The organism is Flavobacterium sp. KH_001 (assembly GCF_057840745.1).
This window is the reverse complement of record NZ_CM174520.1, coordinates 2,019,382-2,034,631: the sequence shown is the minus strand read 5'-3', so window position 1 is coordinate 2,034,631 and position 15,250 is coordinate 2,019,382. Positions and strand designations below refer to the sequence as shown.

General features: G+C 34.3%; 14 protein-coding genes. 10 read left to right on the top strand and 4 right to left on the bottom strand.

Annotation, left to right across the window (positions count from 1 at the left end):
* The first annotated feature begins 6 nt into the window (after positions 1-6).
* Both AC3ITQ_RS08860 and AC3ITQ_RS08855 read left to right on the top strand, forming a co-directional pair.
* Positions 7-1,194: an alpha/beta fold hydrolase gene (locus AC3ITQ_RS08860; protein WP_489238144.1), complete on the top strand. Its 1,188-nt coding sequence runs from the start codon at positions 7-9 to the stop codon at positions 1,192-1,194.
* A gap of 25 nt (positions 1,195-1,219) precedes the next feature.
* The gene (locus AC3ITQ_RS08855; RefSeq protein WP_489238142.1) at positions 1,220-1,924 is read left to right on the top strand and encodes a LytR/AlgR family response regulator transcription factor; all 705 of its coding nucleotides are present in this window, start codon (positions 1,220-1,222) and stop codon (positions 1,922-1,924) included.
* A 99-nt stretch (positions 1,925-2,023) separates the two neighbouring features.
* Here the strand turns inward: AC3ITQ_RS08855 and rsmG are convergent, their stop codons facing one another.
* The gene (gene rsmG, locus AC3ITQ_RS08850) at positions 2,024-2,653 is read right to left on the bottom strand and encodes a 16S rRNA (guanine(527)-N(7))-methyltransferase RsmG (RefSeq protein ID WP_194658041.1); all 630 of its coding nucleotides are present in this window, start codon (positions 2,651-2,653) and stop codon (positions 2,024-2,026) included.
* Between the two features lie 107 nt (positions 2,654-2,760).
* Between rsmG and AC3ITQ_RS08845 the strand changes: the two genes are divergently transcribed.
* The 5 genes from AC3ITQ_RS08845 (at position 2,761) to AC3ITQ_RS08825 (ending at position 8,762) form a co-directional block, all read left to right on the top strand.
* Positions 2,761-3,855: a fatty acid desaturase family protein gene (locus AC3ITQ_RS08845; RefSeq protein ID WP_489238140.1), complete on the top strand. Its 1,095-nt coding sequence runs from the start codon at positions 2,761-2,763 to the stop codon at positions 3,853-3,855.
* 66 nt (positions 3,856-3,921) lie between these two features.
* Positions 3,922-5,112: a pyridoxal phosphate-dependent aminotransferase gene (locus AC3ITQ_RS08840; protein ID WP_026985617.1), complete on the top strand. Its 1,191-nt coding sequence runs from the start codon at positions 3,922-3,924 to the stop codon at positions 5,110-5,112.
* Positions 5,113-5,471: 359 nt separating this feature from the next.
* A complete protein-coding gene (locus tag AC3ITQ_RS08835) occupies positions 5,472-5,930 on the top strand; it encodes a ferritin-like domain-containing protein (RefSeq protein WP_026985616.1) in 459 nt (152 codons plus the stop codon).
* A 209-nt stretch (positions 5,931-6,139) separates the two neighbouring features.
* Positions 6,140-6,715 (top strand): hypothetical protein, encoded by a 576-nt coding sequence (locus AC3ITQ_RS08830; protein WP_489238138.1) that lies wholly within the window; start codon positions 6,140-6,142, stop codon positions 6,713-6,715.
* Positions 6,716-6,887: 172 nt separating this feature from the next.
* A complete protein-coding gene (locus AC3ITQ_RS08825) occupies positions 6,888-8,762 on the top strand; it encodes a peptidase U32 family protein (protein WP_489238136.1) in 1,875 nt (624 codons plus the stop codon).
* Positions 8,763-8,806: 44 nt separating this feature from the next.
* Here the strand turns inward: AC3ITQ_RS08825 and AC3ITQ_RS08820 are convergent, their stop codons facing one another.
* Positions 8,807-9,592: a hypothetical protein gene (locus tag AC3ITQ_RS08820; protein WP_489238134.1), complete on the bottom strand. Its 786-nt coding sequence runs from the start codon at positions 9,590-9,592 to the stop codon at positions 8,807-8,809.
* 413 nt (positions 9,593-10,005) lie between these two features.
* Here AC3ITQ_RS08820 and purT point away from each other — a divergent pair, with 413 nt between their 5' ends.
* The 3 genes from purT to AC3ITQ_RS08805 are packed head-to-tail and all read left to right on the top strand — an operon-like array spanning position 10,006 to position 12,061.
* Positions 10,006-11,166 (top strand): formate-dependent phosphoribosylglycinamide formyltransferase, encoded by a 1,161-nt coding sequence (gene purT, locus AC3ITQ_RS08815; RefSeq protein WP_489238132.1) that lies wholly within the window; start codon positions 10,006-10,008, stop codon positions 11,164-11,166.
* A 2-nt stretch (positions 11,167-11,168) separates the two neighbouring features.
* Positions 11,169-11,486, top strand: a complete 318-nt coding sequence (locus AC3ITQ_RS08810) for a DUF6370 family protein (RefSeq protein WP_489238130.1) — start codon at positions 11,169-11,171, stop codon at positions 11,484-11,486.
* Complete coding sequence (locus AC3ITQ_RS08805) at positions 11,486-12,061, top strand: Crp/Fnr family transcriptional regulator (RefSeq protein WP_489238128.1); 576 nt, start codon at positions 11,486-11,488, stop codon at positions 12,059-12,061. Before AC3ITQ_RS08810 ends, AC3ITQ_RS08805 begins: the two co-directional genes overlap by 1 nt.
* Before the next feature lie 80 nt (positions 12,062-12,141).
* On the opposite strand, the gene aceA is transcribed toward AC3ITQ_RS08805, so the two are convergent.
* The gene (gene aceA / locus AC3ITQ_RS08800; RefSeq protein WP_072975370.1) at positions 12,142-13,422 is read right to left on the bottom strand and encodes an isocitrate lyase; all 1,281 of its coding nucleotides are present in this window, start codon (positions 13,420-13,422) and stop codon (positions 12,142-12,144) included.
* A 119-nt stretch (positions 13,423-13,541) separates the two neighbouring features.
* The gene (gene aceB / locus AC3ITQ_RS08795) at positions 13,542-15,143 is read right to left on the bottom strand and encodes a malate synthase A (RefSeq protein WP_489238126.1); all 1,602 of its coding nucleotides are present in this window, start codon (positions 15,141-15,143) and stop codon (positions 13,542-13,544) included.
* Positions 15,144-15,250 lie beyond the last annotated feature (107 nt).

Sequence of the window (15,250 nt, the reverse complement as noted above, 5' to 3'; positions counted from 1 at the left end):
AATCTTATGAAGAAACATTTTTTAATTAATTTCTTATTTTTCTGCTCTTTTATTACCGTTAATAGTCAATCAAAAATTATAGATACACTGATTGATGTAGGCAATCATAAGCTTCATTTCAGGATTGTAAAAGGAACTGGAACTCCAATACTTTTTGATTCAGGAGGAGGAGACAATGCTTCAGTTTGGAAGTCTATTTTAGAACCACTTTCAACGATTACAAATGCTCCTTTAATAACTTATGATCGCGCAGGTTTAGGAGCAAGTACAGTTGATACTTTACAAACTGATGATACTAAACACGGAATAATAAGCAGTGTTGAAGATTTAGAAATTGGACTGAAAAAATTGGGATATAGTAAGGAAATCATCTTAGTTTCGCATTCATACGGAGGTTATTTATCTACACTTTATGCTTCAAGACATCCTAAATTAGTTAAAGGCATTGTACTTATCGATGTTAATCACAACTTTTTTGAAGACGGTGTCATCGAAAAAGAACAAATTAAGCACGAAAAAATGATTCCTAAATGGAAGAAAAACAATAAGGGTACTTACTATATGGCAGTAAACATTTTTGAAACCGTCAAGATAATGAGTAAAATAACAATTCCCCAAAATATCCCGGTAGTTGATTTTGTAAATGAAATTCCTTTCTTAAAAGAACCTGAAGAAATCGAGCGCTGGAAAGAATGTCATAGAAAGTTTGTAGCCAATAATCCGAATGTTACAGGTATTACAGCACATGATTGCGGTCACGGTATTTGGGTTGGCAATCCTCCTTTAGTAATTAGTACAATAGCAAAACTATACGCCAATAGTTCTAAGCAAAAAGCCGAAATTCTGGATCGTGCTTTACAATATGCGATTACAGCCTGTAATGAAGAAAAAGCTAAAGATCTGGCTGAAGACTTGGCTTTTAATCATTCTGAAGATGATTTGAATACTTGGGGTTATGAATTATTAGGAAAGAATGAGAACCAAAAAGCAGCTGAAGTTTTTAAACTTAATATTCTCTTGAATCCTGCTAGCGCAAATGCCTATGACAGTTATGGAGAAGCTCTTTTAAAAATTGATCAGAAAGAAGAAGCTATTAAAATGTATAAAAAATCGATCGAACTAAATCCTGAAAATAAAAATGGCAAAGAAGTTTTAGAAAGAATAGCAAAAGACAGCACAAAACCTTTAAATTAGATTTTTAAATATTTATTCTTGTTGAATGAAATACAAATGCATTATTGTTGACGATGAGCCTTTGGCGAGAGAATTAATTGCTTCACATTTAAGCCATTTCGAAAATTTTGATTTAATCGATTCTTTTGATAATGCGCTTAAAGCCTACACTTTTCTGGAAACAAACACTGTCGATTTAATTTTTCTGGATATTGAAATGCCTTTATTAAAGGGAAATGATTTTTTGAAAAAACTAAAAAATCCGCCTAAAGTAATTTTTACAACAGCGTATAGAGAATATGCAATTGAAGGATATGAACTCAATGTGATTGACTATCTTTTGAAGCCTATTACTTTTGATCGCTTTTTTGTTTCAGTCGAAAAATTCAAACAAATGCAGATTCCTAAAAAGGAGATTGTTTCAACAACTGAAGATCACATATTTGTGACAAGCGGAAGTAAAAACATTAAGATAATTTTTGATGAGATTTTGTACATCGAAAGTTTGAAAGATTACATTACGATTCATCTGGAAAACAGTAAATCCCATCATATAAAACAGAATATTTCGATTTTTGAAAAATTATTAGATTCCAATTTTATCCGCATTCACCGCTCTTTTATTATTCAGACTAAAAAACTAACGGCGTATTCTAAAAATGATGTAGAAATAAATACTATAGAAATTCCAATTGGTAGTAGCTATAAAGAAAACTGGCTTGATTATTTAAACACGGCAGTTTTAAAATAAAAAACTGAAAATCCGAATCTTAATAAAAGATCCGGATTTTCAGTTTTTAACAAGTCCCAACAACCTGAAACCTGAAACTTTTTAAACTTGAAACCTTCTCTAAGGCTGAAACTTCAACGGCAAATGCACAACTTTTTTAGTTTCAAAAAACTCATCTTCAAAAATATCAGCCAAATCATATAAAGTAGCTTTAGGAAAAGCGGCTAATTCTTCGGTTAAATCTCCACCTTTAAGGTAAAGAATTCCATTTTTTAAAGTGTGTTTATGTTGTTTTTTGATTTTATCTTTTATCCACGAAACAAAATCCGGCATATTGGTCACGGCACGACTCACAATAAAATCGAAATCACCTTTTACCAATTCAGCACGTTTTTGTTCTGCTTTTACATTTTTTAATTCTAGCGCATCAACAACACCCTGAACCACTTTTATTTTCTTTGCAATAACATCAATTAAATAAAAACGTGTTTCCGGAAAAAGGATCGCTAATGGAATTCCAGGAAAGCCTCCACCGGTTCCAACATCCAAAACAGTTGCTCCGGGTTCAAACTTCATAATTTTTGCTATTCCAAGCGAATGCAAAATATGTTTTGTATATAAGGCATCAATGTCTTTTCTAGAAATTACATTGATTTTTTCATTCCAATCGTGGTATAAAAAGTCTAATTTTTGAAATTGTTCGATTTGAAGATCGGTCAAATCCGGAAAATATTTCAATATCTCATCCATTGCTGTAAATTTTTAACAAAAGTACTACTTTACGATTGAAATATTTAACTCAATTTTGCAAATTGAGAATTTATAATAATTACCTTTGAAACCTATTTAAAATAATTATGAATAACACTGCACCTACATTTGCAAGGCAAGACAATCTGAAATTTTTCAGAACACTTAACTCTCGGGTAAACAATTACTTCAAAGAGAATAATATTCAGAAAACTGGAAATTGGAAGTTACACTTAAAAGCGGTTATTCTATTCGCTGTTTTTTTAACACCTTACTTTTTAATCCTTACGCTTGATATGCCATTTTGGGTAATGTTGCTTTTGTCAATCGTTATCGGAATTGGAATGGCAGGAGTTGGAATGAACGTAATGCATGACGGAAATCACGGTTCGTTTTCAACTAAAAGCTGGATCAACAAATTTATGGGCGGAACTATTTATGTTTTAGCCGGAAACGTTTACAACTGGCAGGTACAGCATAATGTATTACACCATACTTACACTAATATTCCCGGACACGACGAAGATTTAGATGCAGGAAGAATTATCCGTTTTACAAAAGATGCAAAATGGCATAGTTTTCACCGTTTTCAACATTATTATTCTGTTTTCTTATACGGATTATTGACTTTCAATTGGGCAATTACAACCGATTTTAAGCAAATGAGAAGTTATTTAAAAAGAAAATTATCTTACGGAGAACCAAAAAGCCCAAAAATTCTTTGGACAACTTTAATCATCACGAAAGTAATTTATGTTTCTATCTGGATTGTTCTTCCAATGGTTATCGGAATTACATGGTGGAAAGTTCTAATAGGTTTCTTCATCATGCATTATACGGCAGGATTAATTCTGAGCGTTGTTTTTCAATTAGCACACGTTGTAGAAGAAACTACAAATCCATCTCCAAACGAATTAGGAGAAATGGACAATACCTGGGCTATTCACCAATTGTTTACTACTACTAATTTTGCACCTAAAAATGCAATTGTAAACTGGTATACTGGCGGATTGAACCACCAAATCGAACACCATATTTTTCCAAATATCAGTCATATTCATTATGGTAAAATCGCAAAAATTGTAAAAGAAACTGCAAAAGAATGCAACTTACCTTACTACGAATACAGAACCATGACAGATGCCGTAATTGCTCACTTTAAGCATTTGCGTGATCTTGGAATGAAACCTGAACTAGCATAAAAAATCTATTAAATAATTAACCTTCCTTAATTAAAGTTGAAATTAGGGACATTCAAAATTTTTATAATGAATCATATTCTTTCGGACAGAATCAACAACTTAGCGACCTCACAAACTTTGGCTATGGCCGCTTTAGCACGCGAATTAAAAGCACAAGGAAAAGACATTATCAGTTTAAGTTTAGGTGAACCTGACTTCAATACACCAGACTTTATTAAAGAAGCTGTTAAAAAAGCAGTTGACGAAAATTATAGCACATATTCTCCAGTAGAAGGTTATTTAGAATTGAGAGAAGCAATCTCAAGAAAATTTAAAAGAGACAACGGATTAGAGTACAAACCAACTCAAATCGTAGTTTCTACAGGAGCAAAACAATCTTTATACAACATTGCACAAGTAATGTTAAACGATGGTGACGAGGTTATCTTGCCAGCACCATACTGGGTTTCTTATTTCGAAATTGTAAAACTTTCAGGCGGAGTTCCGGTTGAAGTTCCAACTTCTGTAGAAACTGATTTCAAAATCACTCCAGAACAATTAGAAGCTGCAATCACACCAAAAACAAAAATGATGTGGTTCAGTTCACCTTGTAACCCTTCAGGTTCTGTTTACAGCAGAGAAGAGTTAACAGCGCTTGCAAAAGTGTTGGAAAAACACCCAAATATCTATGTAGTTGCTGATGAGATTTATGAGCACATCAATTTCTCAGGTACTTTCTGCAGTATCGGTTCAATTCCTGGAATGTTAGAAAAAACAATCACGGTAAACGGAGTTGCAAAAGCATTCGCAATGACTGGATACAGAATTGGTTACATCGGAGCACCGGAATTCATTGCAAAAGCATGTACAAAAATTCAGGGACAAGTAACTTCTGGAGCAAACTCTGTAGCACAACGTGCTACAATTACAGCTGTAGATGCTGATCCAAGCGTATTAAACCACATGGTTCAGGCTTTCCACACTCGTAGAGATTTAGTAGTTGGATTATTAAAAGAAATTCCAGGAGTAAAAATCAACGTTCCTGAAGGAGCTTTTTATGTATTCCCAGACGTTTCTTCTTTCTTCGGAAAAACATTAAGAGGAACTGAAATTAAAGATGCAAATGATGTTTCAATGTATCTTTTAGCAGAGGCTAACGTAGCAACTGTAACAGGTGACGCTTTCGGAAATCCAAATTGTATTCGTTTTTCATACGCAACTAGCGATGATATTTTAAAAGAAGCTTTACGCAGAATCAAAGAAGCTTTGACTGTATAAAAATATAAATAGTTTTATTAAAACGGCTTAAGGTTCAAAGTTTCATCACTTTATACTTTAAGCTGTTTTTTTATATTATTTTGAACGTGTTTTGCCACGGCGAAACGGACTATCCATTATATTTTTTATGACTCCCGATAGCTATCGGGAATGCCAAAAAAGGATTTCCATTTCTATGCCTAACCTAACGAGATGTTTCATCTCAAAGAAATAAAAAAATCTGCGAGATCTGCGACAACAAATTTTTTCTTTCAAAATTCCCATTCTACAATCTTATAAAATGACACTATAATTCTATAAGACATACGGCTATTAAAATGCCAACTTTGTATTATACATTAATTTAAAAATTAAAAGTTATGATACATACAGAAGAAACCACAACAGAAGCAGTTAATACTTTAGAAGGATTAATTTCTATTTTGGAAGATGGAAAACTAGGATATACCAATGCAGCAGAACATGTAGAAGATCTGATTATCAAAGCTGATTTTTTAGAGTATGCCCGTGAAAGAGCTTTATTCATAGTTGAATTACAAGATCAAATCAACAAACTTGGAAAATCTACAGATACTTCTGGCGGAGGTCCGTTAGGAGCTTTGCACCGTACCTGGATTGATATCAAATCATCTTTCACCGGTGGAGATACTGAGGCTATTATCAATGCTTGTATTACCGGAGAAGAAGCTGCTGTTGAAAAATTCAAAATGGCACTTGAGAAAAATGAATTAGACGGAAGCCAAATTGCCATTGTTTCAAAACAATTAAACAGCATCCAAAGTACATTGGATAAAATTAAAACGAAAAGATCGTCATAAATTGATGCTATTTTTTTGAGAAGAAAGCTACCTGGTTATAAAACTGGGTAGTTTTTTTGTTTTTGTAACATTCTAAAACTACATTAGTAGATCTTGTATTTAAGCTGAAAATATTTATTTGTAAGTTTTTTAATTTGTAAAATGCCATTATTGCTCCTTTTTGTAAAAATAAATTTATATTTTAGTAAAATAATTTTTACAATATAACTATGAAAATTTTGAGGCTTTTATTGATTTTTTATATTCTAACAGGATGCACTAATGATAATAAAAATACAGTCAACAACTCTTCTAAATACATTGGTAATTACCAAATTGTATCCTATAAATCAGATTTAGAAGTCGACTTAAATGATGATCAAATTGCCTCATCAGAATTAATGGAAGAAATAGACTATTACTTTATTGAAGGTTTGCCGGATTTAGAAATCAAACCAAATCCAGAGATGCAAAATAATTCTAAACTAATTAGCTTATTCTTACCCAAAACTAATATTACTTTTCAAGATCCGGGAAAACCGCAAGGAAACGTTCTATTTTCCAGATATGGTTTTGGAACTACATTCAATTTTAAAAATAATAATTTCGTTCTAAACGATGATCAATATGTAGAATTAGATTATATAGATAATGTAGAAAGTAATAGAAAAACATTCATTGATTCTCAAATCAATGTCATTGATGAAACACATTTAAAAATGAATATCTCAAAAGAGTATTATGATTTTAGAGCAAAAAAGTGGAGCTTATTAAATATCCATATTATTCTAAAGAAAATCGATTAGTAATTACCAAATAGTAAAAAAAGATATAATCTTTCAACTTTATCTTCTATCACTATCCAACATAACACATCAATTTCAAAAAAAACTTCTTTAGCATTAGCAAACTCAAAATATTTATAAGAACTTTGCAGACTTTTTTGCGTGAATACCACAAAAGCCTAAAGTACTAGAAATGAAGAAGAAGATTGAAATATTAGCTCCAGCAAAAGATTTAATTGGGGGAATGGCTGCCATAAACAGTGGAGCCGATGCCGTTTATATTGGTGCGCCACAATTTGGTGCCCGTTCAAATGCCAACAACTCTATTGAAGATGTTGCCGCTTTAGTGCAATACGCGCATTTATTTAACGCTCAGGTTTTTGTCGTTATGAATACCATTTTATACGATAACGAATTAGAAACGTGTCGCTCAATGATTTGGGAATTATACGATATTGGTGTTGATGCCCTGATTATTCAGGATATGGCAATTATGGAAATGGATTTACCTCCTATCGTACTTCACGCCAGCACACAAGCCAATAACCGTGACGCAGATAAAATTAAATTCTTAAAAGATGCCGGAATCAAACGCGTGGTTTTAGCCCGCGAATTGAACCTGCATCAAATAAAAACAATATACGACGAAGCTGACGTTGAGTTAGAGTTTTTCGTAACCGGAGCTTTATGTGTTTCTTTTAGCGGAAACTGTTATATGAGTGTGGCCAACGGAGAACGTAGCGCTAATCGTGGTTCTTGCGCTCAAAACTGCCGTTTACCTTATAACTTAATCGACGGAAACGGTGAAACTTTAATCAAAAACAGCCACTTACTTTCTATTAAAGATTTAGATATTTCAGAACAGATTCCGAATTTGATCGAAGCCGGAATTGTTTCTTTTAAAATCGAAGGAAGATTGAAAGATGTTGTTTATGTAAAAAATAACGTTTCGTATTTACGTCAAAAACTAGATAGCTTTTTAGAAGGCGAAGGAAGCGACAAATACATGAAAGCTTCATCTGGAACATGTACTTATACTTTTGATTCATCTTTGAACAGAACTTTTAACCGCGGTTATACCGATTATTTTGTAAATGAAAGACATAGCTCTATTGGTTCCTGGGAAAGTCCAAAATCAAAAGGTCTATATATTGGTAAATTAATCAGAACTGTTGGAAACGCTTACGAAATCGAAAACGGCGAATTCTTAAACAACGGTGACGGACTTTGTTTCATCAACGAAAACAACGAAGCTGACGGAATTTACGTAAACAAAGCCGAAAACGGTAAAATATATCCGAACGTTCTAAAAGAAATAAAAGACGGAACTTTTATTTACAGAAATAACGACGCTGCTTTCATTAAAATTGTAGAAAGAGAAGACAGTGCTGTCCGAAAAATCAGCACGACTTTATTACTTACAGAAAATGAAACTGGTTTCGAATTAATCGCTACTGATGAAGACGGAAATGTAAGCATCGTTAACTTAGAACACGCAAAAGAGCAGACTAAAACTGGCGAATCAATTGAAGAAAATATTAAAACACAATTAGCAAAAACAGGTTTTACACCTTATACTGCTAATGAAATCAATATTATGTTTTCTCAAAACTGGTTCCTTCCTATTTCAAAAATCAACGAAATGAGAAGAACGGTTTACGATCAGTTAACCGAAATTCGTTTGAAAAATTACAAACGCGAAGAACACCAAATAGTAAAAACGTCACATCCGTATCCTGAAACCAAATTAGATTTCATGTACAATGTTTCGAACAAAACTGCTCGTAAATTCTACGAACGTCATGGTGTGACCGAAATCGAAAAAGCATTTGAATTGCAATGGGATCCAGGAAAATCGCATGTAATGACAACCAAATATTGCATCAAATACGAATTAAAAAAATGCCCGATACACCAAAAAGACATTGTTGGTGTCAAGGTAAAAGAACCACTGGTTTTAAAACAGGGCGAATTGGAATACAAACTGAAATTCAACTGTAAGCCTTGTGAAATGGAAATTTGGGAAAAAGATGCCGAATTTGAAATTGAGGAAGATCATTTTCATTAAAAATACAAAAGCGATACCTTATAAAGTATCGCTTTTTTTATTATCTATTTCTTCTTAGTCGTTTTTGCTTTAGGCGTTGCTTTTGCTTTTACAGCTTTTGCTTCCGGCTTTGCTGCCACTTTTGGCTCTGGTTTTTTCTCTTTATAATTATACAAATTAACAACTTTCTCAATATCATCATATTTATATTCTTTCTCTTCTATTTTTTTAGCGATTTCCGGATTATCACTAAAATAATAAACACCATATTCTTTAAAAAAAGCATTATATCCTGAAGAAAAAGCATTTGAGCTTACAGAAACTAATATAGGATAATCTTCATTCTTTCTTTGCATGTAATGATTCACATCTTTAGAAACAATCTTCATTTTATTTTCTTTAATCTTTTCTTTAGTCTTTTCATCTTCGACCTTAACTTCTTTTATTCCAAATTCTTCACCACTTATAAATAGGGAAACCTTACCTGTGATTGTTTTACAGATCCATCTTTCGTCAATAATCTTAAACTCTGTACCTTTCTTTTTATATACTTTTGTTTTTGTCCAAATAAAAGTATAAGACAATTTTTTATTGCCATCAAAAATCTGAATTGAATCTATATCAGCACTTGCAAATTTTTCATTCTCCTCGCCAACTTTAATTTTGACTTTTTTATCCTCAAAACCAGGAAATTTAACTATTCCATTGATTTTTTGCTTGTCTTTTTTAAATATTATAGCGTCAGCTTTTTGCTCTCCCATTCCAAGATTAATTGTTATTCCTGCTGACTGAGCGTGTGTAAAAGTTGTAATGAACAAAGCGCTCATTATTATAAAAAAATTTACTTTCATTACTTTGGGGTTTTATATATCAGCCGGCAAATATATAAATATAGTATGGCTTTAAGGTCAGTTTTAAATTACTCAAACATGAAGTTATTTATTAATTATTAACAAAAATTACCTCATAAAAATAGTTTGGGCGTGTTTCGCCGCGGCGAATCGGACTATTCGTTCCAAGTTCTCGCACTTCCTCCGTCAGGCTGCCGACTTTCCACTTCTATCCCTCACGCAGAAACTTAAAACAAGAAAGTATTCGTTTTCAATTTAAATCTGCCGAATCTGCAAAATCTGCGTGAAAGTATTTCGCATCTCTTTTTAAAATTATAACATAATGTTGCGCTCTTCGCGTAAACCCTTTGCGAACTTTGCGGTTAAATACATTTTTCCCTACTTTTACTATTCCAAAATTTCAAACTTCCTATATGAAAATACTACTCCTAGGTTCAGGTGAATTAGGCAAAGAATTTGTCATTGCCGCACAACGAATCGGACAAACCATAATTGCTGTTGACAACTACGAAAATGCTCCGGCCATGCAGGTTGCCCACGCCTTTGAAGTGATCAACATGCTTGACGGCGAAGCGCTGGACCGAATCGTAACCAAACACAAACCCGACTTTATTGTTCCCGAAATAGAAGCCATTCGTACAGAACGATTTTACGATTACGAAAAACAAGGAATAACCGTTGTTCCTTCTGCGAAAGCGGCCAACTTTACTATGAATCGTAAAGCCATTCGCGATTTAGCCTCAAAAGAATTAGGTTTAAAAACGGCCAAATATCAATATGCCACATCAGCAGAAGAACTTCAAAAAGCAGTTCAGGAAGTCGGAATTCCGTGTGTGGTAAAACCTCTAATGTCTTCTTCCGGAAAAGGACAATCGACTATTAAAACCGAAAGCGATATCGAAAAAGCATGGCAATACGCCGTTGCAGGTTCACGTGGGGATGTTATCGAAGTGATTGTAGAAGCTTTTGTAGATTTTAATTCTGAAATCACACTTTTAACGATTACACAAAATAATAATCCAACTTTGTTTTGTGCTCCAATTGGCCACAGACAAGAACGAGGCGACTATCAGGAAAGTTGGCAACCAGCTTTAGTTTCAGAAAAAGATTTATACGAAGCTCAGGATATGGCTGAAAAAATTACCGAAGCTCTTGGCGGTGCAGGACTTTTTGGTGTAGAATTTTTCTTAACCAACGAAGGCGTCTATTTCTCAGAATTGTCTCCTCGCCCACACGATACCGGAATGGTAACTTTAGCCGGAACTCAAAATTTCAACGAATTCGAATTGCATTTACGAGCTATTCTAAGTCTTCCTATTTTCGAAATAACTTTGGAAAAAGCCGGAGCAAGTGCTGTAATTTTAGCTTCTGAAGATTCAGCGAACCCAACTTTTACCGGAATTGAAAAAGTGGCTGCGTTGCCAAAAACTGATTTCAGGATTTTTGGAAAACCAACTTCAAGGCCATATCGCCGAATGGGAGTTGTTTTAAGTCATGATTCATTAGCAACACCAATCGAAGAAATAGTAGAACGTGCCAAAAACACTTCTAAATTAATAACTGTAAATTCTTAAAAATGAAAAAAGCACTATTTGTACTATTCCTATTAATTGGAATCGCAACTCAGGCACAGGATAAAAAAGCAACTGAAAAACCTCAAATTGTAGAAACTGCTTGTGGAGAATGTCAGTTTGGGATGAAAGGAAATGGCTGTGATTTAGCTGTTCGCATTGATGGAAAAGCGTATTTTGTTGACGGAACGACAATTGACGAACATGGCGACGCACATGCAAAGGATGGTTTCTGCAATGCGATTCGCAAAGCATCCGTTACCGGAAAAGTAGAAAATAATCGTTTTAAGGCGACTTCATTCACTCTAGTAAAAGAAAAATAATGGAGTTAATTCTTGAAAATATTGCCAAACACGTTTCGCTGACACCTGAAGAACAGGCTCATTTTTTATCTAAATTAGAAACCAACACTTACAAAACCAAAACCATTTTATTAAATGCGGGCGAAGTATGTAAACATTCTTATTTTGTAAATTCCGGAATTTTAAGAAGCTTCAATATTAATGACAATATTGTTGAACATGTTTTATCATTTGCCTGCCAAGGCTGGTGGATGAGTGATATGTACAGTTTCTTTTCTCAAAAACCGGGACAGCTTTTTATCGAAGTTTTAGAAGATGCTGAAGTGGTTTCGCTTTCAAAAGAAAATCAGGAACAATTGTATCATGATATTCCAAAATTAGAGCGTTTTTTTAGAATTTTAATTGAAAACTCCTTAGTTGCCAATCAACAACGATTAATGGATAATTTGAGCTTAACAGCCGAAGAACGCTTTGAAAAATTTACGACCAAATACGGATCACTGGTTCATAAAGTCCCTCAAAAACAAATCGCTTCTTTCATTGGTGTTACTCCAGAATTTTTCAGCAAAATGAAAGCAAGGCTTTTAAAGAAATAAGATTTTCCGCCACGAATTCACGAATTATTTTTTTTACAATCTTTAAGAGTAAAAATTCGTGAATTCGTGGCGGAAAAAAATTAAAATTGCTCAACCTCCGTAGAATGTTTCATCGCTGTAGTAGAAGACCTTCCTATTGTTACCGTATTTTGAACTGCATCAAAATAAGAAGTTCCAACAAAAGCCTGGTGTTTTACGGCTCTGAATCCGTTTTTCTGAAGTGCAAATTCTCTTTCCTGCAATTCAGAATAACCTGCCATACCTCTTTCTTTGTAGGCTTTAGACAATTCGAACATACTCGTATTCAAAGCGTGGAAACCTGCTAAAGTGATGAACTGGAATTTATATCCCATTGCAGCCAAATCTTCCCTGAACGTTTCCATTTCAGCAACAGACAATTTTGCTGCCCAATTGAACGATGGAGAACAATTGTACGCTAACATTTTATCCGGAAATTCTTTTCGCATGGCATCCGCAAACTTTTTAGCATAAACCAAATCAGGATTGCTGGTTTCCATCCAAATTAAATCGGCATAAGGTGCGTAGCTTAAGCCTCTCGCAATTCCCTGATCGATACCGCTGTTTACATAGAAAAAACCTTCGTTCGTTTTTTCTCCCGTAATAAATTTATGATCTCTCGGGTCGGCATCGCTGGTTAATAAATTAGCAGCATCCGCATCTGTTCTTGCCACAATTAAAGTCGAAACTCCCATAACATCTGCAGCCAAACGAGCTGCAATTAGTTTATTAATCGCTTCTTGAGTTGGTACCAAAACCTTTCCACCCAAATGCCCACATTTTTTAGCAGAACTCAATTGGTCTTCAAAGTGAACTCCAGAAGCTCCGGCTTCAATCATAGACTTCATTAGTTCAAAAGCATTTAGGTTTCCCCCAAAACCAGCTTCGGCATCGGCCACAATCGGAACTAAATAATCTTTTTTATCTTCTACTTCATTTACAACCTGAATCTGATCAGCTCTCAATAAAGCACTATTAATCTTTTTTACCACCATCGGCACACTATTTACCGGATAAAGTGATTGGTCAGGGTACATTTCTCCTGCCAAATTTGCATCGGCCGCAACTTGCCAGCCGCTCAAATAAATCGCTTCTAAACCAGCATCGACTTCCTGAATCGCCTGATTTCCTGTCAATGCGCCCAAACCAGCAACATAATCCTGACTTTTTAACTTTTTCCATAATTTTTGCGCTCCCATTTTGGCAATAGAATGCTCAATTTGATAAGAACCCTGAAGAGTAACTACTTCTGTAGCCGTGTAAGGACGTTCAACGCCTTTCCATCTCGGGTTCGTGATCCAATCGTTAATCAATTCCTGAATTCTGTCTTCTGTTGTTTTCATAAATAATATAGTTAAGTTGGTTAGTAAAGCATTTTATTCAATTAAAAATTGAGAATTAAAAATTAAAAGTATTTGTCACGCAGATTTAGCACAGATCGCAGATTTTTAATTTTTAATTGTTAAAGGTATTTGTAACATGGAATAGTCAAAAAGTCAACAAAATCAGTATTTACCACTAATCTTTCTAATACTTTTTCGGCTAGAGGAAATTGACGTTTTTCATAGTTTTCCTCTCCTAATTCCGATTTAATTTTTTGATATTCATCTAAAGCCAATTCGTGATAATAAGCCAAATCTAATTTCTTGTCATTATCCAAAGTCACTTTATTCTGAAGCCACTGCCACAATTGTGATCTCGAAATTTCAGCCGTTGCTGCATCTTCCATCAAATTGTGTAAGGCTGCGGCACCTTGCCCGTTCAGCCATGACGCCAAATACAAAACTCCTACGTTGATATTTTTTCGAACACCATTTTCTGTTATGATTCCGATTGGTGGTTCAAGCAAATCTTCTTCCGTTATTTTGCGATGTTCTCTTTTAACATGAATCTGATTTGGAGTTGGCATTCCTTCATCAAATACTTTTTTCGCAAGAGAAACCAAATCCGGATGCGCTACCCACGTTCCGTCATGACCGTTTCGAACTTCTCGTTCTTTATCGGTTTTTACTTTTGCAAAAGCAAGTGCATTGGCTTCTTCATTGTTTTTGATCGGAATTTGCGCGGCCATTCCGCCAATCGCGTGAATCCCTCTTTTATGACATCTCTGAATCACCAAATTTGAGTAGGCATTCATAAAAGGCGACGTCATATTTACCTGATCACGATCCGGAACGATGAACTTTGGATTCTTACCGAATTTCTTGATGTAAGAGAAAATATAATCCCAACGCCCGCAATTCAGGCCAACGATATGCTCTTTCAATTCGTAGATAATTTCATCCAACTGAAAACTTGCCGTTATCGTTTCAATTAAAACCGTCACTTTTATAGTTCCTCTTTTCAATTTTAGATAATTCTCCGTAAAATCAAGTACGGTATTCCACCAGCGCGCTTCCAGATAATGTTCCAATTTTGGAATATAGAAATACGGTCCTGAATTGTTTTCTAAAAGTTTTTTATGATTGTGAAAAACATACAATCCAAAATCTACCAAAGAACCTGAAACTTCCTTTCCATCAATTAAAAGATGTTTTTCAGGCAAATGCAATCCTCTTGGGCGAACAATCAGCGTTGCTATTTTTTCATTTAACTGATAACTTTTGTTTTTAACCGAATCGGTGTAAGAAATCGTTTTGTTTACAGCATCAATTAGGTTCATTTGCCCTTCCATCAAATTTTGCCAGGTTGGAGAAGTACTGTCTTCAAAATCGGCCATAAAAGTTTTGGCTCCCGAATTCAATGCGTTGATAATCATTTTGCGATCAACTGGTCCGGTAATTTCTACTCTTCTGTCCAACAAATCTTTCGGAATTTGTCCAGCCACCCAATTACTTTCTCTGACGGTTTTGGTATCTGAAGGAAAAGAAGGCATAATACCCAGATTCAAAGCGACTTGTTTTTGATCACGCTGTAATAACAGCAATTTGCGTTGGGCTTCGAATTTTCGATGCAATTCGGTTATAAAAACAATTGCTTCTTCTGTCCAAATACTTGGATAAGAAAAGTTCTTTTCGGCTAAAAATTCCATTGCCGTCTCGGTAATCTCTAATTGGTTTTTCATAGCTGTGGATTTTATTTAGTTCTTTAAATAATCTTTTCGTTAAATCAACTTCCATCCATTTTCAGGAATTTCAATCCTAACGTTTTGATATCTAATAATTTCTACAC

What these genes read in the sequence shown, in the direction of transcription:
- AC3ITQ_RS08860 (WP_489238144.1), top strand. Translation starts at nt 7, where the DNA reads ATGAAGAAACATTTTTTAATTAATTTCTTATTTTTCTGCTCTTTTATT.
- AC3ITQ_RS08855 (WP_489238142.1), top strand. Translation starts at nt 1,220, where the DNA reads ATGAAATACAAATGCATTATTGTTGACGATGAGCCTTTGGCGAGAGAA.
- rsmG (WP_194658041.1), bottom strand. Translation starts at nt 2,653, where the DNA reads ATGGATGAGATATTGAAATATTTTCCGGATTTGACCGATCTTCAAATC.
- AC3ITQ_RS08845 (WP_489238140.1), top strand. Translation starts at nt 2,761, where the DNA reads ATGAATAACACTGCACCTACATTTGCAAGGCAAGACAATCTGAAATTT.
- AC3ITQ_RS08840 (WP_026985617.1), top strand. Translation starts at nt 3,922, where the DNA reads ATGAATCATATTCTTTCGGACAGAATCAACAACTTAGCGACCTCACAA.
- AC3ITQ_RS08835 (WP_026985616.1), top strand. Translation starts at nt 5,472, where the DNA reads ATGATACATACAGAAGAAACCACAACAGAAGCAGTTAATACTTTAGAA.
- AC3ITQ_RS08830 (WP_489238138.1), top strand. Translation starts at nt 6,140, where the DNA reads ATGAAAATTTTGAGGCTTTTATTGATTTTTTATATTCTAACAGGATGC.
- AC3ITQ_RS08825 (WP_489238136.1), top strand. Translation starts at nt 6,888, where the DNA reads ATGAAGAAGAAGATTGAAATATTAGCTCCAGCAAAAGATTTAATTGGG.
- AC3ITQ_RS08820 (WP_489238134.1), bottom strand. Translation starts at nt 9,592, where the DNA reads ATGAAAGTAAATTTTTTTATAATAATGAGCGCTTTGTTCATTACAACT.
- purT (WP_489238132.1), top strand. Translation starts at nt 10,006, where the DNA reads ATGAAAATACTACTCCTAGGTTCAGGTGAATTAGGCAAAGAATTTGTC.
- AC3ITQ_RS08810 (WP_489238130.1), top strand. Translation starts at nt 11,169, where the DNA reads ATGAAAAAAGCACTATTTGTACTATTCCTATTAATTGGAATCGCAACT.
- AC3ITQ_RS08805 (WP_489238128.1), top strand. Translation starts at nt 11,486, where the DNA reads ATGGAGTTAATTCTTGAAAATATTGCCAAACACGTTTCGCTGACACCT.
- aceA (WP_072975370.1), bottom strand. Translation starts at nt 13,422, where the DNA reads ATGAAAACAACAGAAGACAGAATTCAGGAATTGATTAACGATTGGATC.
- aceB (WP_489238126.1), bottom strand. Translation starts at nt 15,143, where the DNA reads ATGAAAAACCAATTAGAGATTACCGAGACGGCAATGGAATTTTTAGCC.